This is a genomic window from Pseudomonas sp. E1BtOHC1 (assembly GCF_058744285.1).
The window spans coordinates 1881314-1903290 of sequence record NZ_CP196023.1 but is presented as its reverse complement, the minus strand read 5'-3'; the positions used below and the strand labels follow the sequence as shown (position 1 = coordinate 1903290).

Genomic DNA, 21977 nt, shown 5'->3' with positions numbered 1-21977 from the left:
GCAATATCCGGATGCTATATCCATGGCTTCCAGGACTCTGTCTTCGAGTTCATCCGATGCGTCATGCCTGAACGACGCCAGAAAGTTGTACACAGCCTGCGCGCCAAAGCCCCTATCCCGGTACCGCACAAGAAGCTGGCGTATCGATCGAATATCCGCACCTGAGCGCAACAGCGAAGACAACTGCTCATCCAGACCACTATCGAGCACTTGAGGCATCGTCGAATACATTCCTTGTCAGTGGGGCCGTGAGGGATTGGGCTCAGCCCTGCAACCTTGCCCGGGCCCAGATACTACAGAGGGCAGGCCCCAGGGTTAAGACAGGGAGGCCTAGCGGTACAGCACCCGTTCCGCCAGTTCGTCCGCGACCCGCGCCGGGGAACGTTTTTCCGCCTGGGCGTGGGCGAAGATCTCTGTCAACCGCAGGCTGATCTTCGACAGGTGCGCCGTGATCACCGGGAGTTCCTCATTGCGATGCTTGAGGGACACATAGATCAGGCCACCCGAATTGATCACGTAGTCCGGCGCATAGAGAATCCCGCGCCGTTCCAGTTGATCGGCAACTTGCAGGTTGGTCAGTTGATTGTTGGCCGAACCGGCCACCGCCGCGCAGCGCAACTGGGCCACGCTGAGGCTGTTGAGCACGGCGCCAAGACCGCAGGGGGCGAGAATGTCGCAAGGGGTGCTGAGCAGCGAATCATTGGCGACGGGATGCGCCCCAAGTTGCTCCATGGCCAACTGCACCTTGCCGGCATCGATGTCGCTGACCAGCAGCTCGGCCCCGACGGCGTGCAGTTGCTCGGCCAGGGCGTAGCCGACGTTGCCCAGGCCCTGGATCGCCACCCGCAGACCTTCCAGATTGTCGCTGCCCAGGCGGGCCATGGCGGTGCTGCGAATCCCGGCGAACACCCCCATGGCAGTGTGGGGCGACGGATCTCCGGCGGCGCTGGTGCTGGTGACGTATCGGGTCTGCTGGGCGATGCAGTCCATGTCGGCCACCGAGGTGCCGCTGTCGATGGCGGTGATGTAGCGCCCGTCCAGTTGCTCGATGCAACGGCCAAAGGCCTCGAACAGCGCCGCGCGGTTTTCCACATGGGCGGGACGGATGATCACCGCGGTACCGCCACCTTGAGGCAAGCCAGCCAGGGCCGCCTTGTAGCTCATGCCCTGGGCCAGTCGCGCAGCGTCCTCCACGGCACTGGTGGTGTCGGGGTAGGCCAGATAACGGCAACCGCCCAGGGCGGGCCCCAGGCGGTTGTTGTGGATGGCGATCACTGCCTTCAACCCGGTGCTGGGGTCGACGCTGAGGTGCAGCGATTCAAGGCGGGTGCTGTGCATGAGAGCGAACATCGACGGGCTCCCGAATCACTTCTTGTAGTCGCCAGTATAGGCTTGCGCCTGGAATTTGCTGCGCCACGCTGGAATAAGCCGCAGGCATTTGCAGGCTTTGGGAAATAACCTGCTACCACCTGTGTCAGCACTGGACGAACCTGCGCCACGAGGCTAAAACGAGGCATCCGTCGGAGGTTGAGATGAACCCGCGCCAAGCCTTTTTCGCCTGCCTGCACCGCTCGCCCCCAGCCCTGCTGGAAGCGGCCCTGTGGATTGCCGCCGAACATGCACCGCAACTGGTGCCCGAGCGTCAGTTGGAAGCCTTCAAGGAGATCCAGCTGCAGATCGGCAGCAGCCTGCCTCATCTGCCGGCGAACGAACTGGGCCAGCCACTGTTGCGGCGGATGAACGACCTGGGCTTTCAGCAGGACGAGCACCTTCCGTTGCGTCCCCAGGCGGCGCTGATGGACAAGGTCCTGGAATCGCGCCGCGGGCAACCCCTGGCCCTGGCGCTGATTGCTCTGGAGCTGGCACAACGGCTGCAGATTCCCCTGGTGGGGGTGAACTTCCCCGGGCACTTTCTGCTGCGGGTGCCCGGCGCCGACCATCTGCTGGACCCCTGCGGCGGACGCCGGCTGTACCCCGCCGACTGCCGGGAACTGCTGCAACGCCAGTACGGCGCCCATATCAAGCTCAGCGCCGAACACCTGGCCAGTGCCGAGCCGCTGCAGATGTTCCAGCGCCTGTCGCGCAACCTGCGCCAGCTGCACCTGTCCTACGACGACAACCTGGGGGCCCTGATCAATGCCGAGCGCGTGCTGGAGCTGGGCAACGGCAGCGCCGCCGACTACCTGGCCCGGGCCAGCCTCTATCAACGCCTGGAGTGCCCGAATGCCGAGCGTTTCGACCTGGAACACGCGCTGCTGCTCAGCGACGACCCGATCCAACGTCTGCGCCTGACCGAACGTCTGGGGCATCTGCCGCCCAACAACATCGTCCATTGAGAGCTGGGCACTGCTTGCGTGCAACAATACCCGCGCGCCACCTCCACTCACCGCTTGCATCAAGGATGAACAGCATGAACAGTGCCGAACGCTTTCTTCAGGACTTTCACCAGCGGCGCCCCGGCACCACGCCACCGGCCTTTTCCGGGTTGAGCCTGCCGGGACGCGGTTCCTCCTACGACATGCTGACCGCCACACTCGCCACCGCTCGGCCTGGCGCCCAACTCCTGGACCTGGGCTGCGGCGACGGTTTTCTGCTGGACCTGCTAGCCAGCGAGTCCCCCGAGGCGCGATTGATCGGCGTGGACATGAGTAGCACCGAACTGCAGGCTGCACGCGCCCGTCTCGGGGAGCGCAGTGTGTTGCTCAATGAGCGCGCCCAATCCCTGTCCCTGGCCACCGGCAGCATCGACGCCGTGGTCTCGCACCTGGCGCTGATGCTCATGAGCGATATCGAACAGGTACTGGCCGAGGTGCATCGAGTCCTGGCCCGGGGCGGACAACTGTCGGCCATCGTCGGCCGCAGCTTTCTCCTCGGCGAACCGGGCCTGCGCTACTTGCAAGCCTTTCGTGCCGCCGCCCAACGCGACCGGCTAGCGCCCCTGCCTCTGGTGGACCCACGTACCCAGTCCCAGAGTGGCTGGCGAGAGCTGTTGGCGCGCCATTTCCGTGACGTGCAATTCGAAGAACTGGACCTTGAATGGACCCCCACCTTCGAGGAGTTCTGGGACGCCCTGGGGGAAACCTACGACCTTGACCGCCTGACACCCGCCACCTGCACACTGTTGAAGGACGAGCTGCACAAGGCCATGCAACCCTTGCTGCGAGCGGACGGTACGCTGCTGACCGGCTGGGGGCTGCTGCTGATCCAGGCCAGGGCCGCATGACAGCCCCTCCCGGGCTCTGGCAGGATGCTCGGCTCACTCCACGGAACGGGTACAGCATGCTGATCAGAAAAGCTCATGGCGATGACGCGCAACGGGTCTTCGACATTCGTAACCAAGCCATCAACCACCAGTGCCGCGGCCACTACCCCGACGCCGACTTGCAGATCTGGACCGCCGGCAGCCTGGCGGACTACTTCATCGAAGTGGTTGAAAGCACCGGCTACGTGGCCGTCATCGACGACCTGGTAACCGCCAGCGGCCTGCTCGACCTGGAGACCGGACAGGTCGACGCAGTGTTCGTCGACCCGGCCTACATGGGCCAGGGGATTGGCCGGCAGATGATGGCGTACCTTGAAGAGCGGGCACAGCAAGCCGAGCTGCCGCACCTGATCCTGGATTCGACCTTGAATGCCGCCGACTTCTACCGTCATTGCGGTTTCGTCGGCGAGCGAATCGCCCAGTACCAGTCACCCCGGGGCCTGACCCTGGCCTGCGTGCCGATGATCAAGCACCTGGCACGCTGAACCGACAGCACCTCAGGATTTGAGCGGCGCCTGCAGCTCGGGGGCCGCTCCCGCGTCACCCGCGCAAGCCTCGGACGGCGAGCGCACCTGGATGATCAGCACGGCCGCCAGCACCGCCGGAATCGCGCAGAAGAAGAAAATCTGCTGCACCGGGATATGCATCGCCAGCAGCATGCTGCCGAACAACGGCCCCAGGATCGAACCGAAGCGTCCCACCCCCAGCGCCCAGCCGGTACCGGTGGCGCGCACCTGCGACGGATAGAAATTGCTGGCGAAGGCGTTGAGGGTCAGTTGCCCGCCGATGATGCAAAAGCCGGCAGCAAACACGAACACCACCAGATAACGCGGGTTGTCGTGATTCAGGCCCAGCAGCACGGTGCACAGAGCCGCGGCACCGAGCACGGCCGCCAGCAGGCGCACCTTGCGCTTGAGGCGGTCGGCGAACCAGGCCATGCAGATCGCCCCCAGGGTGCCGGCGAAGAGGAACATCGAGGTCACCAGATTGGCCTGTTTCAGGGCCAGGCCACTTTCCAGCAGCAAGGTCGGCAACCAACTGATCATGAAATACAGAAGGATCAGGCTGACAAAAAAGGTCGACCAGATCAGCAGCGTGGGTCGCGCATAGCCCTGGCGGAACAGCTCCACCACTGTGAGCTTGCTGCCTGCCGGTGCTTCACCGGGGCCGCTGACAACGGGCGGTGGCTGCCAGTCCGCAAGCATCTGCGCTGTGACCTTGCGCAAGCGCGCATAGGGCGGCGCGTCCCGCAGCAAGCGCGGCAGGGACTCGGGCAGGCGCCAGACCAGGAACGGAAACAGCAGCAAGGGCGTGATCCCACCAGCCAGGAACACCGCCTCCCAACCGAAGCGATCGATAAAACCGGCAGCGACAAAACCACCGGCAGCGCCACCGAACGAGAAACCGCAGGCGGCCAGGGTCACCATCAAGGTGCGCAGGCGCGGCGGCGAATACTCAGACATCAGGGCCATGGCGCTGGGCATCGCACCGCCCATGCCGATCCCGCAGATAAAGCGCGCGGCCATCAGGCTGTGGAGGGAATTGGCGAACACCATCAGCACCGTCAGGCTGGCGTAGATCAGCACGCAACAGAGCAGAATCCGCCGTACCCCGAAACGGTCCGCCAGCGGTGTCACTGCCAGAGAGCCGAGGGTCAAGCCCAGCAGGTTGGCACTGAACACCGGACCGAAGGCGGACTTTTCCAGGCCCCAGTCCTGAGCCAGGGCCGGCACCACATAACCCAGGACCTGGGCATCGTAGCCGTCAGTGACCAGCAACAAGGCGAGAAGCAACAGGAGCAACCACTGATAGCGGGACACCGGGCGGGCGTCGAGCGCAGCACGAAAGCTGGCAATCTGATTTTGCATCGCAAGGTACCTGTTCGTTTTTTATGGTTATGAGCAGCAGTGTTGCGCAGGTCACAGGTGGTGACCGCTCAGGCCCCGTTGCGGGGCCTAGGTAATACGGATGCTACGCTGCCCCGAAAGCTGGGGCAGCGTGCAGGCTCAGGCCGGGGTGTCGGGCTGGTTGGCCGGGTGCGCGGCCTGGAACGCCGGATGCGCCGCGGCCAGGGCCGCGACCCGGAGAATCCGTGGATAGCCGTCCAGGGACACCTTGAAGCGCTCGGCGGCGTACAGCTGGGGAATCAGGAACACATCGGCCAGCCCCGGCTCATCGCCGAAACAGAAGCCGTGATCACCGATCAGTTGCTCCAGGGCGGCCAGACCCTGGCTGATCCAATGGTCGATCCACACCAGCAACTGGTCTTCTTCATGCCCCCATTCCCGCAGCAGATTCTGGGTACTGGAGTTGTGCAGCGGGTGGATGTCGCAGCCGATGATGGCGGCCACCGCCCGCTCCTGGGCGCGGCTGACCAGATCCTCGGACAGCAGCGGCACCTGTGGATAACGCTCCTCCAAGTACTCGATGATCGCCAGTGACTGGATCAGCAGATCGCCTTCATCGGTGCGCAGGGCCGGAACCCGACCCTGCGGGTTGATCTCCAGGTACTCCGGCTGGCGGTTCGCCCCGCCCTTGGGCACCAGCAGGTTGACCGGGATGGCCTGGAACTCCAGGCCCTTGAGGGCCAGGGCGATGCGCACCCGGTAGGACGCCGTGGAACGGTAGTAGGTATAGAGCTGCATAAGGCGCTCCCCTTAGCGGGCCGGCTGGACAGTGCCCCGGCATTCGCCGAAGCCGATGGAGGCGAAACCTTCGCGGCTGCAACGCCCGCGCAGAATGATTTCATCGCCGTCTTCGAGGAACTTGCGCACCTCGCCGGAGGCCAGCTCGATAGGTTTCTTGCCGCCTTCGGTGATCTCCAGCAGGCTGCCGAACTGTCCGCTCTGCGGGCCGGACAAAGTGCCCGAACCGAACAGGTCGCCGGCCTGCAACTGGCAGCCGTTGACGCTGTGGTGCGCCACCATCTGTGCCACGGTCCAGTACATGTGCTGAGTGTTGCTCAGGGTCAGGCGGTGCGCCGGCAAGCCCTGCTCGCGCATGGCTTGGGTGATCAGCAGCACTTCCAGCTCGATGTCGAAGCCACCTACGTCCTGATCGCGCTTGTCCAGCAGATACGGCAAGGGTTGCGGGTCGCCTTCAGGGCGCTGGGGCTGGGCCCGGCGGAACGGCTCCAGGGCTTCGGCAGTCACCACCCAGGGCGAAATGCTGGTGATGAAGCTCTTCGACAGGAACGGCCCCAGCGGCTGGTATTCCCAGGCCTGGATATCCCGCGCCGACCAGTCGTTGAGCAGGCAGAAACCGGCAATGTGCTCGGCTGCATCGCCAATCGCGATGGGCTCGCCCATCTCGTTGCCCTGGCCGATCCAGATACCCAGTTCCAGTTCATAGTCCAGGCGTGCGCATGGGCCGAAGGTCGGCTCGCTCTGCCCGGCCGGCAAGGTCTGACCCTTGGGCCGGCGCACATCGGCACCGGAAGCGCGGATGGTCGAGGCGCGACCGTGGTAGCCGATGGGCACGTACTTGTAGTTGGGCAGCAGGGGGTTGTCGGGACGGAACAGCTTGCCGACGTTCTGCGCGTGCTCGATGCCGACATAGAAGTCGGTGTAGTCATTGATCTTGGCCGGCAGGTGCATCTGGCATTCCGCCGCCAGGGGCAGCAGCTTCGCTCCCTGGGCTTCGATCTTGCCGCGCAGGCTGCTGCCCTCGCCCAGCAGTTCCAGCAGGCGTTCACGCAGGGCAACACGGGCTGGACGGCCAAGCTGGAAGAAAGCATTCAACTGACCACCACGGGCGGCTTGCACCGCGGCCTTGGCCTGGCCTTCGAACAGGCCGGCGTCCAGCGCCGCTTCCAGGTCGAAAATCTGTTCGCCAATGGCGACACCACTGCGGGGCGCCGAACCCTGGGTGCTGAAGATCCCCAGGGGCAGGTTCTGCAACGGGAAGTCGGGGTGACCGTTGGCGGACTCGACCCAGCTACGGGTGATGGTTGAGGTCATGGGTTATCTCCGATTCGGGTTGAAGGTGGCGGGCAGCGAGGCCCAGCAAGCATCGTAGTCGTTCTGCAGCTCAGGGCATTCCAGGGCGAACTGGCTGGGACGCAGCACCTGGCTGGTCTCGAACATGAAGGCCATGGTGTTGTCGATCTTCGAAGGTTGCAGCTCGACGTTGATCGCCTTGGTACAGGTCTCGCCGTCCGGACCATGGGCACTCATGCAGCTGTGCAGGGACGCGCCGCCGGGCAGGAAACCTTCGGCCTTGGCATCGTAGGCGCCCTGGATCAGGCCCATGAATTCGTTCATCAGGTTGCGGTGGAACCACGGTGGACGGAAGGTGTTCTCGGCCACCATCCAGCGCGGCGGGAAGATCACGAAGTCGAGGTTGGCCAGGCCAGGCACGCTGGTGGGTGAGGTCAGCACGGTAAAGATCGACGGGTCCGGGTGATCGAAGCTGACAGTACCGATGGTGTTGAAGCGGCGCAGGTCATATTTGTAGGGCACGTTGTTGCCGTGCCAGGCCACCACGTTGAGCGGCGAATGGTCGAGCTCGCAGCCCCAGAGTTCGCCGAGGAACTTCTGCACCAGGGTGGTGGGCTGCTTGAGGTCTTCGTAGTGGGCCACCGGGGTCAGGAAGTCCCGGGGATTGGCCAGGCCGTTGCTGCCAATGGGGCCCAGGTCCGGCAGGCGCAGCGGCGCACCATGGTTTTCGGCAATGTAGCCACGGGCCTGTGGGTCCAGCAGCTCGACGCGGAACTTCAGGCCCCGGGGCAGCACGGCGATTTCCAGGGGCTCCAGGTCCAGCACGCCCAATTCGGTGGCAATGCGCAGGCGGCCCAGTTCCGGCACCAGGAGCATTTCACCGTCGGCGTTGAAGAACACTCGCTCCATGGAACGGTTGGCGCGGTAGTGATAGACGCTGATGCCCGCAGGCTTCTGCGCTGCAGAGTTGGCCACCATGGCCACCAGGCCATCAATGAAATCGGTGGGCTCGGCAGGGATCGGCAACGGGTTCCAACGCAGGCGGTTGGGGGTCACATCTCCCAAGGGGCCGCCCGCCAGTTGCCGTTCGAGCTTGGCAAACGCCGGGTGATTGGCCGAGGGCTGGATGCGGTACATCCAGGTACGCCGGGCTTCACTGCGGGTCATGGTGAAGGCGGTGCCGGAAAACAGTTCGGTGTACAGGCCGTAGGGCGCTTTCTGCGGGGAGTTCTGGCCGACGGGCAGCGCGCCTGGCAGGGCTTCGCTGGCGAATTCATTGCCGAAGCCCGATTGATAGCTGAGGGCCGACGCCGAAGAATCGAGGTTCATGGAGCCTCCTGGAAGTTGGAGTAGGCAGGGGCCCACCACTCCTTAACAAGAGTTATCGGCACGCCTGGGTTATTTTTATCGTAATCCAATTACGCATAACGTAATTTGATTGCCCAGGAGCGTCAAGCTATAAAGACCGCCACTTGTCACGGGACCCCAACACCTCCATGGAAAAGCCGCGCAGCACCAGCGACAGCACCGGTAAACAGAAAGTCCGCTCGGCCGAAGTCGGCACCGACATCCTCAAGGCCCTGGCCGAACTGTCACCGGCCACTTCTCTTTCGCGCCTGGCCGAACATGTGCAGATGCCCGCGAGCAAGGTGCACCGTTACCTGCAAGCGTTGATCGCCAGCGGCTTTGCCGAACAGAACACCGCCACCAATCATTACGGCCTGGGTCGTGAAGCCTTGCGGGTGGGACTGGCGGCCCTGGGCAGCATGGATGTCTTGAAGGTGGGCGCCCTGCCCCTGGCGGAGCTGCGGGATGAGTTGAACGAAACCTGCTTCCTCGCGGTGTGGGGCAATCAGGGCGCGACCGTGGTGCACATCGAGCCGGCGGTGCGGGCGGTGACCGTGGTCACCCAACTGGGTTCGGTGCTGCCCCTGCTCAGCTCATCCACCGGACTGGTGTTCAACGCTTACCTGCCACAGCGGGAAACCCTCGATCTGCGTCAGCAGGAACTGTCCACAAGCAGCCCCCATGCGCTGGCCGATCCACAGGTCCACGACGCACTGGCCGAGCAGATTCGCCAGCGCGGCCTGCACCATGTCCACGGTTTGCTGATGCCTGGGGTCGATGCACTGTCGGCGCCAGTGTTCGATGCCACCGGCAAGATCGCCGCGGTGCTGACAGTGGTAGGGCCGACATCGCTGTTTCACGCCGATGAACATGGACCCGCAGCCCAACGCCTGCTGGCGGCCAGCTCTGCAGTGAGCTGGCGCATGGGTTATCAACCGCAGCCCGAATAACCGGCGCGCCTCAACTCATCAGCCCCAGGGCCTGGGCCTTGGCCACCGCCTGGGTCCGCCGCTCCACCCCCAGCTTGCTGTGAATCCGGCGCCCATGGGTCTTCACCGTGTGCAGGGAAATGAACAGCTGCTCGGCAATCTGCTGGTTCGAGCAGCCCTGGGCGATCAATTGCAGCACTTGCAACTCCCGCAGGCTGAGCAGGCTGTCCTGACTCTCCTGCGGCGCCACCGCAAGCGTGGTTTGTGAGCGGTCCAGCGCCTGCAACAACGCCGGTTGCCGCAGGTGCAACTCGTGCAGGGCCTGGGGCAGATTGCAGCGTGCCACCAGCTCCTGCCCGGCCTGCAACGCCTGCGCCGCCAAGGCTTGATCGCCGAGGGTGAAGGCCACCTCGGCCAGGGCCAACTGCACCTGCGCCTCCAGCCCCAGCATGCCGTGGCGCTGGGCCCGTGCCAGCAGCCCCTGCAACGTGGCGACCGGCGCCTGGGCCCGCCCCAGATCAACCTCGGCCAACACCAGCAGGTACTCGATGCTCGGGATCAACTCCAGGGTGGCCGGCGGCGCCTGCAGGGCCTGGGGCCCGCGAAAGTGCCGGAGCAACCGGCTCAAGGCTTCGTGGGCCAGCTCCGGCCGGCCCTGCTGCAGCCAGAGCTGGCTGCTGACCTGCAACAGCACGCCACGGTAGACAGTGTCGGGGATCTGCCGTTGCTGCATCAGCCGCTCGGCGTCCCGCAGGCGAACGAACGCCTGGGCGTAGTCGCCCTGGTTGGCCGCCAACTGGGCTTCACCGAGAAAGCCATACAAAGCGCGCTTGTCATGACTGACCAGGCAGTCCTCGAGCCCTCGGCGAAAATACTCGGCCGCTTGCCCATCGTGTCCCTGGCGCAACGCCAGCCGGCCGAGGCGCAAGGCCAGGCGCCCGAGCAAGGGCGTGGCGCGCAGCGCTTGCCCGGACAAACGCTCGATCACCTGCTCCAGCAAGCTTTGCGCTCGATGGGGCGCGCCGCGTTGCTCCAGCAATTGGGCATGGTCGAGCTCCAGCAAGCCTTCGAATAGCAACGCATCCTGGGCCCGGGCCAGACACAGCGCCTCGCGATTGAGGGACTGGGCCACATCCAGCTCACCGCACAGCAGTGCTTGCTGGGTCAGCCCGGACAGGCACAGCAAACGGGTGGTCCAGGCGCTGTCTGCCAGTTCGCTCAAGGCGTCGAGAAAGTGCTGCCGCGCGGCGTCCATCCGCCCAGCCAAATGCAACAGCCAACCCTGTTGTGCCTGCCAGCGAGCCAGCAGTTGGCGTTGTTCAACGGCCGAAGGTTGCGGTGCGAACCGTGCCATCTGGGCCATGCATTGCCCGGCCTGTTCGAAGCGTCCGGCGAACAGCATGGCCGCCACCAGCAACCCCAGTAACTGCGGACTGCCCAGCAGCAACTCGGCGCCCTGCCGCTCATGCAGTTGCAACAGCAACAACCCGTTGTGCTGCTGGAACAGGAACTCGAAATTGAAATGCTCCAGCAAGCTGACCGCGACGTCATACTCCTCGGCCAATAGCGCCTGCTCAAAGGCCGACTGCCAGTCCTCTTGAGCGGTAAACCACTGGCAAGCCCGTCGATGCCAGGAGCGCCCGGTGGGCCAGGCTTCGTCCCGCATCAGCCGGGCCAGGGGCGGGAACACCTGCAACCAGTCGGCGCTGCCTTCCCAGGGTTCGATAAAGCAGGCCAGGTCCTGCAGGGTACGCAGGTACTGGGCCCCTTCCCCGGCGCCAAACAGATGCTCGCACAGCTCGGCATTGAACCGCGGCATATGGGCCAGCACTTGCCAGACCTCCGCCAGTTCCGCCGGCAACACGCTGAACAGCTCGTGCTCCAGGTATTCCAGCAAGGTGTTGGGGCGCCCTGGCTTACAGGGTTGGGTCACCCGCTCGCTGCCATCGAGCAAGGCGATACGCACCCCGGCACACCAGCCGCCACTGCGTTGCAGGATGCGGCTGGCGGTCTGCGCACACAAAGGTTGCGGCAAGCGTTGCAACAGTTGCTCGATATCGCTCTGGCTGAAGGCCAGGGCGCTGCCGTCCAGTTCGTAGAGCTGGTCGTCCAGCAACAGGCGGGGCCAGTTGCATTGGGGGCGACGGCGACTGCCGATCCACCAGGTGAGCAAGGGATTGTCGATGCTCAGCAAGCGGTCCAGCAGCCCATCCAGGTCCGCCGCCGGCAGCCGGCAATAGTCATCGATGCACAGCCAGGCCGGACTGGGCAGATGGGCCAGGTGCTGCAGCAACGCGGTCGGATCGGCATCGGCCTGGCCCAGGGCCGCGGCCAGGGCACGACACAAGTCTTCCGGACTCTGGCGCGCACCACCCAGAGGCAACCAGATGACCCGGCACAAAGCGGGCGCCTGCTGCAGGCATTCGCTGAGCAGTGCAGTCTTGCCACTGCCGGCGGGTGCACACAACAACTTGACCCGCGCACTGGAGGCCAGCAACGGCGTACTCAGGTGGCCACGTGGAAAATGATGGGAAGACAAACGGGGCATGAACCCGGAACGCTCTGGACAACGAGTCATGGCAGTCATTGCAGCATGCCTTTTTATAGTTTTAGCCAGCGTGCTCCCACCCTAGCCCCGACCTCCCGACCTGTTGAAGAAGTATTCAGCGGGCTGATCCAGCCCCATAAAAAAGGCGACCGCACGGTCGCCTTTGTACTCGTGCGTCACCGCTGCCTAGCGCACCCCGCTGGCGCGCAACGCGGCCGGTGTGTAGTCGGCAGCCTTGGCGGCAAAGCCGAACTCCAGGCTGTGCTTTTCCTCGTTCTTCATGCCCAGGGCCAGGTAGCGACCAGCGTTAAGGTCATACAGGGCTTCCAGGGTGTAGGCCGGAACCTGATGGTCGTAGTAATACTGCGCGTGCCCTTCGGCCACTCGCCACAGTTGGCCACGACCGTCGTAGTGATCCACCAGCGCCACCTGCCAGCTGTCCTCGTCGATGTACATGTGCCGGGTGGCATAGATATGCCGCTGGTTGGGCTTGACCGTGCCCACCACTTCCCAGACCCGGTGCAGTTCGTAACGGGTCAGGTCCTGGTTGATGTGCCCAGCCTTGATGATGTCGTCGTACTTGAGGCTCGGGGAGTCCAGCTTGTAGCTGTTGTAGGGGATGTACATCTCCTTCTTGCCCACCAGTTTCCAGTCATAACGATCGGGCGCTCCGGAAAACATGTCGAAGTTGTCCGAAGTCCGCAGCCCGTCGGCCGCGGTCCCCGGACCGTCGTAGGCCACTTGTGGGGCGCGGCGCACACGGCGCTGCCCGGCGTTGTAGATCCAGGCCGAACGGGGCTCCTTGACCTGATCCAGGGTTTCATGGACCAGCAGTACGTTACCCGCCAGCCGCGCCGGAGCGGTCACCGACTGCTTGAAGAAGTTCTGCACGTTGGCCCCCTTGGCCGGGTCCAGGTCGGGGATCAGTTGGGGCGCCGCCACTTCCTCTTCAAAGCGGATCGAGGTGTAGCTGCCGTTGGTCTGGGGGGTGGCCTGGGTGATGATGCGTTTCTGGTTGCCGCCGTGATAGCGGGTCAGGTGGTTCCACAGCACCTCGATGCCGTTCTTCGGAATCGGGAAGGCGTAGTAGCGGTTGCCCGTGAAATTGGCCAACCCGTTGCCGTCGTTGGTGGTGGTCACGTTCAGCGCGCTGCGCTTGGCCGATTCGTAGATCTCCGGTGGCAGGCCGACGCTGCGATGGGTGGGATAGACCGGAATCCGGTAGCTGTCCGGGTAGCGTTTGAACATCGCCAACTGCCCTGCGGAAAGCTTGTCCTGGTACTTGTCCGCCGTGGCCGCGGTGATGATGAACAGCGGCTTTTCAGTGGCGAAGGGGTCGGCGAGAAAGCCCTTGCTGTCCACTGCCCCGGCGTTCTTCGGGATGCCGCCGGTCCAGGCCGGAATCGAGCCATCGGCGTTGCCGGCCTTTTCCGCCCCCACGGGAGTCAGGCTGGTGCCCAGCTTGGCGGCTTCTTCCGGACTCACTGCGGCCATCAGGTTGGCCGCCCACAGGCCGAGTGCCAGGGCGCTGCATTGCAGAATCATCTTGCGCATTCAAGTGCTCCTTCTTGAGCCGATTCAGAAGTTCACGCCAAAGCTCAACGCGAGAAAATCCCGGTCGGTAAGGGTGTTGTAGCGCCCGCCAAAGAAGTCGGTGTAGCTGAGGCTGGCGGTGTAGGTGTTGCGGTAATCGGCATCGACGCCAACGCTGAGGGCCTTGGCGCCCTGGTTGAACAAGCCGTTGGGGCCATAGCCGTTGACGTCATGGGACCAGGACAGATTGGGCTTGAAGTTGATCCCGCCGATCACGTTGCTGTAGTCGAGGATGGCCCGGGCGCGATAGCCCCATGAGGTGGCGGTGACAAACCCGTCGGTGTCGCCGCCATAGCCGTACTGGCCGTAGACCGAATCACGGCCGTAGCGCAGCTTGCTTTTGTCCTCCAGGCCACCGACCCGGACGATCGCCGCTTCGCCCACCAGGGTCAGGCGATCGGCCCCCAGCACCTGATCGAAGAACTGGGTCATGGTGCTCTGGATCTGGGTGATTTCCTTGCGCCGGTAGCCAGTGTTGTCGGCGCCCATGGCGGTCTTGATCGGTGAAGCCGCGCCCCCGGCGATGGGGTTGAGCAGGGCCAGGGTCAGGTCGTTGGTGTTGACCTGCACCGGGGCATTGGGCCGGTAGCTGATCTCGCCGGTCCAGGCAGTGCCCGTGGGCAAGGTGGTGGAGAAGCTGGCGCCATACAGGCGGATGTCCTCCGGGTATTCGAGGTAGTACTGGCCACGGCCGAGCATCACGCTTTGCACCAGGCTGGCCCCCGCGCCGGGAACAGTGGGAGCGGCCGCGGCTCCCGCGGCGCCGATAGCCCCCAAGGTGGCCGGGCTGATGTTGGCCGTGGTGGTACTCACCACCGGGCTGCGCGCGTGGTAGCTCATGAAGTACAAGCCGTACTCGGTGTCGTCGCCGAGCCAGCGCAGGGCCGCGCCCCACTGCCCGGAGTCCCGGGCGTCGCGGTCACCGCCGCGGGGCAGGATCACCCCCTCGCGGGTTACCTGAAAGCCCTGGCCGAAGGCCGCTGCCACCGGTTGCAACGGTGCGATCGCCGGGCTGCCGACGGTGTAGCCGGTGGTACAGCCATCGGCCACCACATCGTTGCCGAAGAAGGTGCCGCAGTTGTCCACCACGGTCTGGTCCCACTCCAACTGATAGAAGCCTTCCACAGTCAACTGGTTGGTCAGGCCCTGGGAAGCGAACAGCATGTTCACCGGCACCAGACCTTCCTTGATCTCGGCCCCGGGGCGGCGAAAGGCCGAGACGTCCACCGGGTTGATGCTGTTGATGGAGTTGCCGATGAAGGTGCTTTCGCCCCAGCTGACCACCTGCTTGCCGGCGCGCACGGTACCCGGCAGGTTGGCAATGGAGTAGTTGTGGTAGACGAAGGCGTCGAGAACCTGCGCCCCCGAGGACTTGGCGCCCTCCTTGCGGTTGTGGTCGCTGATGGGTTTGAACTCGCGGTCTTCGTCCTTGAGTTCGAAGTCGTACCAGTACTTGCCACGAACGAAGACGCCGGTGTCGCCGTACTTGAGCTCAAGGTCGTGCAGGCCCTTGAAGATCTTCGAGAAGGTCTCGCCCTTCTTGAAGTTCAAGCGGCCATCGTCGCCGGTGGAAGACTGCGCGGTGCCGCCGTTGACCGTACCGACGAACGCCCGGTCGGCATCGCGCATGCCCCAACTGGCGCCGACCGATAACGACGAGTCGAACTGCCCTTCGATTTCTCCGATGTTGAACGAGACCGCTTGAGCCTGGGAGCTACAGCCCAACGCCACCGCGACGGCCAGCGCCTGCGGTTTGAAGATGGCGCGCATTGTTGTTCTTGTCATGCGTCTTCCCCGGTGAGTGACAGGAGGCTCACCCTACTGCCGGGGTACCACGGCCGATAAGCGCACCAAGGAGGTATTCGAGTTGTCGCCCGAAAGGATGAGTGCCCTTGCCACGGGGGCCGCTCAGAGGCGTATCCACGGGCTGGATACGAGCCCATCAAGTGCATCGATACAGGTGCTGCGCCCCCTTTGGACTGTTGCTCATGCTGTAACAGTCCTTGTCCTGAATCGCTATTTTTCCAGGTCACGCCAGGGCTTATTCTTGCCTGGCAGTCACGGCAAACAGCGCCACGCCACTGCCGCGCAAAGCGCCCGGCGGCCGTTTCCCGAAACAGATTTCCAGCAGGCTTGAAGGGCTTCAGTTCAGGCCGCTACCCCAGGTTCACCGACGTTGATTTTGTAGCTCCTTGATCTAACGTCTTACTTTGGCCGCTGCTCTTGCAGCGGCCTTTTTTATGCCTGGAATATAAAAGCCAAGTTGCACTTACAGGCGGTCGTCATCACTTTCATCGTAATGAAACTTGTGCAGCAGACGGTGCGCCACAGGTGACAGGATCAAGCCCAGGGTGGCGGCAAAAACCAGATTGGTATAAAGCCCGTACGTGGCAAAAAACAGTTTGCCGCCAGGGGTTTGCGGCATGTTGATGGGCCCGATGCCGCCAAGGATCATGGCTGCGTCATACAAGGCGTCGTGAAAGGAAATGTCCTGTTCGAAGTACAGCAGACCGCTGATACCCAGCAAAACCGAAAAGATGATCAGGGCCAGAACCACCAGGCCGTGAACACATAAGCGTCGGATAAACAGCAATCTCGACAATACCGGCTGGTCCTTTGACTCGTACATATCAAGCGCTCCTTGTTCGTTCGGTAACCGTCGAGCATAGAGACGAACGCTGCAGGAGTACAACCGCCGGGGCTCAAGGCCCGATGCGTCATTGACCGGCTATTTTCAAGCCAGGAAAGACCGCCCGGTGATCAGCAACGCAGGGCGCCGATCACCGGACCGCAAGACCTCCCCGGATGGAAGTCAGAGTGCGTACTTTTGCAGATTCTGCATCATCTCTTTCAGCGCTTCGATGTTGTCCTTGGGGTGGGACGCCCCCTCGAAATCGCAGATCTGCTGCCAGTGGGCCGCCACATCTTCCGGCGAAAAGCCCTGGTGCGGATCGAAACCGGCGCCCAGGCTGCGCTCCCAGCGCACCTTGCCGATCCAGCCGCCGCCTACCTCGAACAGGCCGGAGGTTTCCTCGCACTGCTCGCTGCCCAGGTACACCACCAGCGGGCTCACCAGTTCCGGCTTGAGCTGCTCGAACACCTGAGGCGGAATCAGGCCTTCGGTCATGCGCGTGCCACCGGTAGGGGCAATGGCGTTGACCAGGATATTGTTCTTGCGCCCCTCGATCGCCAGGGTCCGGGTCAGGCCATACAGGCCCAGCTTGGCCATGCCGTAGTTGGACTGGCCGAAGTTGCCGTAGATGCCCGAGGTGGAGGCGGTGAAGATCACCCGTCCATACGCCTGGTCCCGCAGGTGCGGCCAGGCGGCGCGAGTGACTTTGTAGGCCCCTTCCACATGCACCCGGTACACCAGGTCCCAATCGGTGTCCTCCATCTTGTGGAAGGTCTTGTCCCGCAGGATGCCAGCGTTGTTGACCACCACATCGACCCGGCCAAACACATCCAGGGCGTTCTGCACGATCTTTTCGCCATCGGTCACCGAGTCATGGTTGGCCTCGGCGATGCCCCCGGCCTCGCGGATCTGCGCCACCACCCGATCCGCGGCCGAGGCACTGGCGCCCTCGCCCTGGGCCGAGCCCCCCAGGTCGTTGACCAGCACCTTGGCCCCATGTTTGGCGAACAGCAACGCATGGGCCCGCCCCAAGCCTCCGCCGGCTCCGGTGATGATCACCACTTTGTCTTCCAAGCGCACAGACTCACTCATACCGAACTCCAGCAGGGCCAATGGACAATCCTTCGAGTGTCAGGCAGGCGGCCGGCGGTCACAATAAAAACGTCCGGGCCTGAATGGTGCCCAATAAGACAGCGGGATAATCGCCCCGCCCGCTCAAGACCGCGCCCGTGCCTTGGGCCACACAGTGGCCCTGGCGCTCAGGAGCCCACTGCCTGGCGTGGCGGCGCGAGCAACCTGTCGCGAAACCCCAGGTAATGCTTGAGCACCGGCAACGGCGCTTCAATCTGTGGGTAATGGCCGATACCCGGCAGCAGCACCGTGTCCGGCTCGGCGATCAACTGACGATAGCGCTCCACCATGTGCGCCCCGGAAATCGGGTCCTGGGCGCCATCGATCACCCGTAGCGGCACCTCGCCGCGTTGCATGGCGCCGACCCAACGCTCGCGCTGGGCCCGCCGCTCGGGGATGTAAGCGATCAACTTGTGCAGGATGCGCGGCCCGTTGTTGCTTTGCACCAGGCTCCAGAAGTCATCCAGGACCGACTCGCTGGGGCGCGTCTGGGGGCCGAAGATCTGCCGGAAACTGTTCGCCAGCCCCTGGCGGCTGAACACCCGCCCGAGCATCCAGCCCACAGGGCTGAGCAACAGCTTCTGGGTCAGCACTGGGCGATGGGTTTCCGGAAACAGACCGCCATTGAGGAACACGCAGCTGGCGATCTCGATCCGCTCTTCGTAATGCCGGGCCAGCAGTTCCTGGGCGACGCTGTCGCCGTAGTCATGGGCCAGCAGGTGCAGCGGCTCCTGGATCCGCAAATGAGCCAGCAGCGCCTGCTGCAAGTCGGCCTGCTCCAGCAGGCTGTACTCGTGGTCCAGAGGCTTGGCCGAATCGCCGAAGCCGAGCATGTCGCAGGCGATCACCTGATAGCGCCGCGCCAGGGGTTGCCACAGGTAATGCCAGTCCCAACTGGCCGTGGGGAATCCATGGATCAACAGCAGCGGTTCGCCCTGCCCCGCCACCCAGTAACGAATGTGCTGGCCGCGAAACACGAAGTCCTTGCCGTGCTTGCGCCAGACACAAAGAGGAATCTCGGCGATAGGCATCAGACTTTATAACCCGGGTCGAGTTGATCGAGTTTGCGCAACAGGGCCGGCCAGGCCAGTACGCCCCCCATGCCCTGGGCACTGCGGGTGACCCCGGCGATCATCGCCTTGGCCCCGGCCAGGATCGACGCGGGAATGCTGATCAGCTCGGCGCCGCCATTCTGCGCCAGCACCTGGATCTCGCAGGCACGCTGGAAGGTGAACATCATCAGGAAGGTGTCGGCGATGCTCGCGCCGCAGGTCAGCAAGCCATGGTTGTGCAGCAGCAGAAAGCTGTTGTCCCCCAGGTCGGCCTGCAGCCGCTCTTTCTCTTCGGGGTTCAGGGCCACGCCTTCATAAGGGTGATGGCCCAGGCTCGACAGCACGAACAGCGACTGTTGGCTGATGGGCAGCACGCCCTGCTTCTGCGCCGACACCGCGACCCCTGCGGCAGTATGGGTATGCAGCACACAGAGCACATCGTGGCGCACCGCGTGCACGGCACTGTGAATGGTGTAGCCCGCCGGGTTGATCTCGTAGGGGCTGTCCATCAGCTTGTTACCGGCCTGGTCGACCTTCACCAGGCTCGAGGCGGTGATCTCGTGGAACATCATGCCGAACGGGTTGATCAAGAAGTCTTCGGTTCCCGGTACCTTGGCGGAGATGTGGGTGAAGATCAGGTCGTCCCAGCCATGCATGGCCACCAGGCGGTAGCAGGCGGCGAGATCCAGGCGGGTTTGCCACTCGATGGCGCTGACTTGGTTTTTTACACTCGGTGTCGATTGAACGGGGGCTAGGCTCACGGCAAGGACCTCGGTGATGGTTCTTATTGGATGAGAGAACCCTCAGAGTCTAGACAGCCCGCGTCAGCTGCGGAGTTGCATTGGCAGCCAGCTTGATGACCGAGCGGGTCAGCCGGCAAACAGGCTCTGGCCCGCGGCTTTACGTCAAAGCACCGACGCCAGCAAAGGGGCGGCGAACAGGTTCAGCAACCCGGTCAGCACCATCACCAGACCGGCCACCGAACCCTCTTCCCCACCGACTTCATGGGCCCGGCTGACTCCGGCTCCGTGGGCGCCGACGCCAAACAGCGCGCCCCGGGCCAGGGCACTGCGCAGGGGCAGCCAGCGCAGCAGCACACCCCCGAGCATGGCGCCGAACACCCCGGTGAACATCACGAACACCGCCGTCAACTCAGGCACGCCGCCCAGGTCATGGGCCAGGGGCATGGCAAACGGCGTGGTGATGGAGCGTGGCACCAGGGACAGGGTCACCGAGCTGTCCAGGGCCAGGGCCTTGGCCAGGCCGAAGGAACTGCCGATGGACGCGGCGCTGCCCGCCAGCATGCCCAGCAACAGGGCCGACCAGTGACGTATCAGCAACTGCCGCTGCTGCCAGATGGGAATGGCGAAGGCGACGGTCACCGGCCCCAGCACCAGCATCAGCCAGTGGGTGTTGGCGGCGTACTCGGCATAGGCGGTGTGCAGCGGCACGGCAACCGCCAACAGCAGGGCCGGCACCAGGATCAGCGGCGACAGCAGGTAGCGCCCGGTGCGCCGATAGATCCAGCGGCTGAACAGATACGCCCCCAGGGTCAGGGCCAGCCAGAACATCGGCATCAGTTCAAGCTTCATGGCGCACCCTCCAGCGGCAGACCATCTCCACCGTGAGTGCGGTCACCAGCATCACCAGCAGGGTGCTGATGCCGATCACCAGCAGAATCCGCCAGCCGTCCTGACGCAGCAGGCCGCCGTAGTCCAGCAAGCTCATCAGCGCTGGAATGAAGAACAGCAGCATCTCCGCCATCAGCAGGCCGGCCCCCAGTTGCAACGCCGCCGGCTTGACCCAGCCCAGGGCGAAGGCCAGCAGCAACAGCGCCAGGCCGATGACCCCGCCGGGAATCGGCCAGGGCAGCCAGATGGCCAGCTGGCAACCGAGAAAGTAAATGGCCAGCAGCACCGCCAGTTCACAGATCAGGCGGCCCAGGCGTTTGCAGGTGGAAATGTTCATGGTGGTTCAGTCCTCTCAGGGGCCTATTTTATGAAAAGCCCCTGCATCACCGAAGCGAATTGTTAGACTTGAAACCATTCCAATCTGGAATCACCACCATGGATTTCAAACAACTGCGCAGTTTCGTCGAAGTGATCCGCCAGGGCGGTTTCACCCAGGCGGCCAGGACGCTGCACATCAGCCAGTCGGCGGTCAGCAAGCAGATCGCGCAACTGGAACAGAGCCTCGGCACGCCCCTGCTGGAGCGCCAGGGCTCGCACATCCATCTCACCGCCGCCGGTGGCGTGGTGCTGCAACGGGCCGAGGGCATGCTGCGTCTGCGCCATGAACTGCTCAGCGAACTGGATGACCTGAGCCAACTGGCACGGGGTGAACTGCGCCTGGGTCTGCCGCTGCTGGGCAGCGATGCACTGTTCGCCAGCCGTTTCGCCGAATACCGCCGGCGCTACCCGAATATCCAGGTGCAACTGCTCGAAGGCGGCAGCCTGAATGTGGAACAGGCGGTGCGCAACGGTGAGCTGGAACTGGGAGGCAGCCTGACCCCCAAGGACCCGGCATTTGCCTATCAACCCTTCTGCGATGAGCCCCTGGATGCCTTGTTGCCCGCCGAGCATCCCCTGGCGATGAACGCCCAGGTGCGCCTGGAAGAACTGGCGGATACACCCTTCCTCCTCTATCAGCGCAGCTTTGTGCTCAACGACCGGCTGCTCCAGGCCTGCCAGCAGGTGGGCTTCACGCCTAAGGAAGGGGGACGCAGCGGCCAGGCGGACTTTCTCGCGGCGCTGGTGGCCGCCGGTCAAGGCGTGGTGCTGCTGCCCAGTGTGGTGGCCCGCGGCCTGGTGCGGCCGGGGGTGGTGCGCCTGACGCTGAAGGCCCCGGACTATCTGCGCTGGGACATTGCCTTCATCTGGCGCCAGGGCGCGTATCTGTCCAAGGCAGCGCAAGCCTGGCTGGCGCTGCTACGGGAACAGCCGGTCAGCCCCGCAGTGCGCTGATCAACTCGGCCAGCCAGGGCTCGGCATCGGTTTCCGGGGTCACGCTCTCGCTGGCGTCCAGGCGCAGCATCGGCAGCACTTCTTCCACTCCCAGCTCGGCAAACAGCTCACGCATCTGCTCGCCACCGCCACAGAAGGTATCGCCGTAGCTGGAATCCCCCAGGCCGATCACCGCTCCGGGCAGCCCGCGCCAGGCGGCGGGCAACTGATCGCGAATGCTCGAATACAGCGGCAGCAGGTTGTCCGGCAACTCGCCCATGCCGGTGGTCGAGGTCACGGCCAGAAACGCCTGCGGGGCGAAGGCCTGAAGCTCGGCCAGAGTGGCCCGCGGGTTGTGCCAGGCCTCAAAACCTGCGGCGTTGAGGAGCTTGGCGGCGTGCCGGGCGACTTCTTCAGCCGTGCCGTACACCGAGCCGGAAAGGATGGCGACTTTCATCAATCTGTTCCTGAAGCTGACTAAAAGACTGGGATATTACCAGCTACGGAGTAAAATCCCGCTTCTGGTGCCCCGCACAGCTCAAAAGTGCCTGTGGACAGCGTGCCAGCGTGCCTTAGAATCCAGCACTTGCTGATCGATAGCGG

At 63.9% G+C, this 21977-nt stretch carries 20 protein-coding genes; 5 read left to right on the top strand and 15 right to left on the bottom strand.

Annotated elements, in window-relative coordinates; all coding sequences use genetic code 11:
• Window positions 1–330: 330 nt before the first annotated feature.
• Complete coding sequence (locus tag ACSSVC_RS08720) at window positions 331–1350, bottom strand: Leu/Phe/Val dehydrogenase (RefSeq protein WP_346633580.1); 1020 nt, start codon at window positions 1348–1350, stop codon at window positions 331–333.
• Window positions 1351–1532: 182 nt separating this feature from the next.
• Between ACSSVC_RS08720 and ACSSVC_RS08715 the strand changes: the two genes are divergently transcribed.
• From ACSSVC_RS08715 to ACSSVC_RS08705, 3 genes are all read left to right on the top strand, one after another.
• The gene (locus ACSSVC_RS08715; protein ID WP_346633581.1) at window positions 1533–2336 is read left to right on the top strand and encodes a SirB1 family protein; all 804 of its coding nucleotides are present in this window, start codon (window positions 1533–1535) and stop codon (window positions 2334–2336) included.
• Window positions 2337–2410: 74 nt separating this feature from the next.
• Entirely contained in the window at window positions 2411–3223 is an 813-nt protein-coding gene (locus ACSSVC_RS08710; RefSeq protein ID WP_492612183.1) for a class I SAM-dependent methyltransferase, read from the top strand.
• A 56-nt stretch (window positions 3224–3279) separates the two neighbouring features.
• The gene (locus ACSSVC_RS08705; RefSeq protein ID WP_346633583.1) at window positions 3280–3747 is read left to right on the top strand and encodes a GNAT family N-acetyltransferase; all 468 of its coding nucleotides are present in this window, start codon (window positions 3280–3282) and stop codon (window positions 3745–3747) included.
• Window positions 3748–3759: 12 nt separating this feature from the next.
• Here the strand turns inward: ACSSVC_RS08705 and ACSSVC_RS08700 are convergent, their stop codons facing one another.
• From ACSSVC_RS08700 to hmgA, 4 genes are all read right to left on the bottom strand, one after another.
• On the bottom strand, window positions 3760–5130 hold the full coding sequence (locus ACSSVC_RS08700) for an MFS transporter (RefSeq protein WP_492612182.1): 1371 nt from the start codon (window positions 5128–5130) through the stop codon (window positions 3760–3762).
• 138 nt (window positions 5131–5268) lie between these two features.
• The gene (gene maiA, locus ACSSVC_RS08695; protein WP_404938247.1) at window positions 5269–5907 is read right to left on the bottom strand and encodes a maleylacetoacetate isomerase; all 639 of its coding nucleotides are present in this window, start codon (window positions 5905–5907) and stop codon (window positions 5269–5271) included.
• Between the two features lie 12 nt (window positions 5908–5919).
• Window positions 5920–7221, bottom strand: a complete 1302-nt coding sequence (gene fahA / locus ACSSVC_RS08690) for a fumarylacetoacetase (protein ID WP_492612181.1) — start codon at window positions 7219–7221, stop codon at window positions 5920–5922.
• A gap of 3 nt (window positions 7222–7224) precedes the next feature.
• Window positions 7225–8529 (bottom strand): homogentisate 1,2-dioxygenase, encoded by a 1305-nt coding sequence (gene hmgA / locus ACSSVC_RS08685; RefSeq protein ID WP_346633587.1) that lies wholly within the window; start codon window positions 8527–8529, stop codon window positions 7225–7227.
• A gap of 167 nt (window positions 8530–8696) precedes the next feature.
• Between hmgA and ACSSVC_RS08680 the strand changes: the two genes are divergently transcribed.
• Entirely contained in the window at window positions 8697–9497 is an 801-nt protein-coding gene (locus tag ACSSVC_RS08680) for an IclR family transcriptional regulator (protein WP_123727503.1), read from the top strand.
• Between the two features lie 10 nt (window positions 9498–9507).
• On the opposite strand, the gene ACSSVC_RS08675 is transcribed toward ACSSVC_RS08680, so the two are convergent.
• The 9 genes from ACSSVC_RS08675 to ACSSVC_RS08635 all read right to left on the bottom strand — a co-directional run bounded on the left by ACSSVC_RS08675 (window position 9508) and on the right by ACSSVC_RS08635 (window position 20400).
• Complete coding sequence (locus tag ACSSVC_RS08675; protein WP_492612180.1) at window positions 9508–12063, bottom strand: LuxR C-terminal-related transcriptional regulator; 2556 nt, start codon at window positions 12061–12063, stop codon at window positions 9508–9510.
• 147 nt (window positions 12064–12210) lie between these two features.
• Window positions 12211–13578, bottom strand: a complete 1368-nt coding sequence (locus tag ACSSVC_RS08670; RefSeq protein ID WP_346633589.1) for a DUF1329 domain-containing protein — start codon at window positions 13576–13578, stop codon at window positions 12211–12213.
• Window positions 13579–13602: 24 nt separating this feature from the next.
• Window positions 13603–15402 carry a DUF1302 domain-containing protein gene (locus ACSSVC_RS08665; protein ID WP_492612179.1) on the bottom strand — a complete coding sequence of 600 codons (1800 nt, stop codon included), beginning with the start codon at window positions 15400–15402 and terminating at the stop codon, window positions 13603–13605.
• A gap of 484 nt (window positions 15403–15886) precedes the next feature.
• Window positions 15887–16246 (bottom strand): hypothetical protein, encoded by a 360-nt coding sequence (locus ACSSVC_RS08660; protein ID WP_346633591.1) that lies wholly within the window; start codon window positions 16244–16246, stop codon window positions 15887–15889.
• Window positions 16247–16429: 183 nt separating this feature from the next.
• Window positions 16430–17341 carry an SDR family oxidoreductase gene (locus ACSSVC_RS08655; RefSeq protein WP_346633592.1) on the bottom strand — a complete coding sequence of 304 codons (912 nt, stop codon included), beginning with the start codon at window positions 17339–17341 and terminating at the stop codon, window positions 16430–16432.
• 167 nt (window positions 17342–17508) lie between these two features.
• The gene (locus ACSSVC_RS08650) at window positions 17509–18411 is read right to left on the bottom strand and encodes an alpha/beta fold hydrolase (RefSeq protein WP_346633593.1); all 903 of its coding nucleotides are present in this window, start codon (window positions 18409–18411) and stop codon (window positions 17509–17511) included.
• A complete protein-coding gene (locus tag ACSSVC_RS08645; RefSeq protein WP_346633594.1) occupies window positions 18411–19193 on the bottom strand; it encodes a class II aldolase/adducin family protein in 783 nt (260 codons plus the stop codon). Before ACSSVC_RS08645 ends, ACSSVC_RS08650 begins: the two co-directional genes overlap by 1 nt.
• A 144-nt stretch (window positions 19194–19337) precedes the next feature.
• Entirely contained in the window at window positions 19338–20024 is a 687-nt protein-coding gene (locus ACSSVC_RS08640; RefSeq protein ID WP_346633595.1) for an LrgB family protein, read from the bottom strand.
• Entirely contained in the window at window positions 20014–20400 is a 387-nt protein-coding gene (locus tag ACSSVC_RS08635; protein WP_404938244.1) for a CidA/LrgA family protein, read from the bottom strand. The genes ACSSVC_RS08640 and ACSSVC_RS08635 overlap by 11 nt, the downstream gene beginning before the upstream one ends.
• Before the next feature lie 98 nt (window positions 20401–20498).
• On the opposite strand from ACSSVC_RS08635, the gene ACSSVC_RS08630 reads away from it, so the two are divergent.
• Window positions 20499–21395 carry a LysR family transcriptional regulator gene (locus ACSSVC_RS08630; RefSeq protein ID WP_346633597.1) on the top strand — a complete coding sequence of 299 codons (897 nt, stop codon included), beginning with the start codon at window positions 20499–20501 and terminating at the stop codon, window positions 21393–21395.
• Here the strand turns inward: ACSSVC_RS08630 and ACSSVC_RS08625 are convergent.
• Window positions 21376–21831, bottom strand: coding sequence for a flavodoxin (locus tag ACSSVC_RS08625; protein ID WP_346633598.1), 456 nt, complete (start codon window positions 21829–21831; stop codon window positions 21376–21378). The two genes, ACSSVC_RS08630 and ACSSVC_RS08625, sit on opposite strands and share 20 nt — an antisense overlap.
• Window positions 21832–21977 lie beyond the last annotated feature (146 nt).

Bases quoted from the DNA above. Each gene is read 5' to 3' on its own strand.
- ACSSVC_RS08640 (WP_346633595.1), bottom strand. From the start codon at position 20,024: ATGAAGCTTGAACTGATGCCGATGTTCTGGCTGGCCCTGACCCTGGGG.
- maiA (WP_404938247.1), bottom strand. From the start codon at position 5,907: ATGCAGCTCTATACCTACTACCGTTCCACGGCGTCCTACCGGGTGCGC.
- ACSSVC_RS08665 (WP_492612179.1), bottom strand. From the start codon at position 15,402: ATGACAAGAACAACAATGCGCGCCATCTTCAAACCGCAGGCGCTGGCC.
- ACSSVC_RS08650 (WP_346633593.1), bottom strand. From the start codon at position 18,411: ATGCCTATCGCCGAGATTCCTCTTTGTGTCTGGCGCAAGCACGGCAAG.
- ACSSVC_RS08660 (WP_346633591.1), bottom strand. From the start codon at position 16,246: ATGTACGAGTCAAAGGACCAGCCGGTATTGTCGAGATTGCTGTTTATC.
- ACSSVC_RS08720 (WP_346633580.1), bottom strand. From the start codon at position 1,350: ATGTTCGCTCTCATGCACAGCACCCGCCTTGAATCGCTGCACCTCAGC.
- fahA (WP_492612181.1), bottom strand. From the start codon at position 7,221: ATGACCTCAACCATCACCCGTAGCTGGGTCGAGTCCGCCAACGGTCAC.
- ACSSVC_RS08675 (WP_492612180.1), bottom strand. From the start codon at position 12,063: ATGACTGCCATGACTCGTTGTCCAGAGCGTTCCGGGTTCATGCCCCGT.
- ACSSVC_RS08625 (WP_346633598.1), bottom strand. From the start codon at position 21,831: ATGAAAGTCGCCATCCTTTCCGGCTCGGTGTACGGCACGGCTGAAGAA.
- ACSSVC_RS08680 (WP_123727503.1), top strand. From the start codon at position 8,697: ATGGAAAAGCCGCGCAGCACCAGCGACAGCACCGGTAAACAGAAAGTC.
- ACSSVC_RS08700 (WP_492612182.1), bottom strand. From the start codon at position 5,130: ATGCAAAATCAGATTGCCAGCTTTCGTGCTGCGCTCGACGCCCGCCCG.
- ACSSVC_RS08635 (WP_404938244.1), bottom strand. From the start codon at position 20,400: ATGAACATTTCCACCTGCAAACGCCTGGGCCGCCTGATCTGTGAACTG.
- ACSSVC_RS08705 (WP_346633583.1), top strand. From the start codon at position 3,280: ATGCTGATCAGAAAAGCTCATGGCGATGACGCGCAACGGGTCTTCGAC.
- ACSSVC_RS08710 (WP_492612183.1), top strand. From the start codon at position 2,411: ATGAACAGTGCCGAACGCTTTCTTCAGGACTTTCACCAGCGGCGCCCC.
- ACSSVC_RS08715 (WP_346633581.1), top strand. From the start codon at position 1,533: ATGAACCCGCGCCAAGCCTTTTTCGCCTGCCTGCACCGCTCGCCCCCA.
- ACSSVC_RS08670 (WP_346633589.1), bottom strand. From the start codon at position 13,578: ATGCGCAAGATGATTCTGCAATGCAGCGCCCTGGCACTCGGCCTGTGG.
- ACSSVC_RS08655 (WP_346633592.1), bottom strand. From the start codon at position 17,341: ATGAGTGAGTCTGTGCGCTTGGAAGACAAAGTGGTGATCATCACCGGA.
- ACSSVC_RS08630 (WP_346633597.1), top strand. From the start codon at position 20,499: ATGGATTTCAAACAACTGCGCAGTTTCGTCGAAGTGATCCGCCAGGGC.
- hmgA (WP_346633587.1), bottom strand. From the start codon at position 8,529: ATGAACCTCGATTCTTCGGCGTCGGCCCTCAGCTATCAATCGGGCTTC.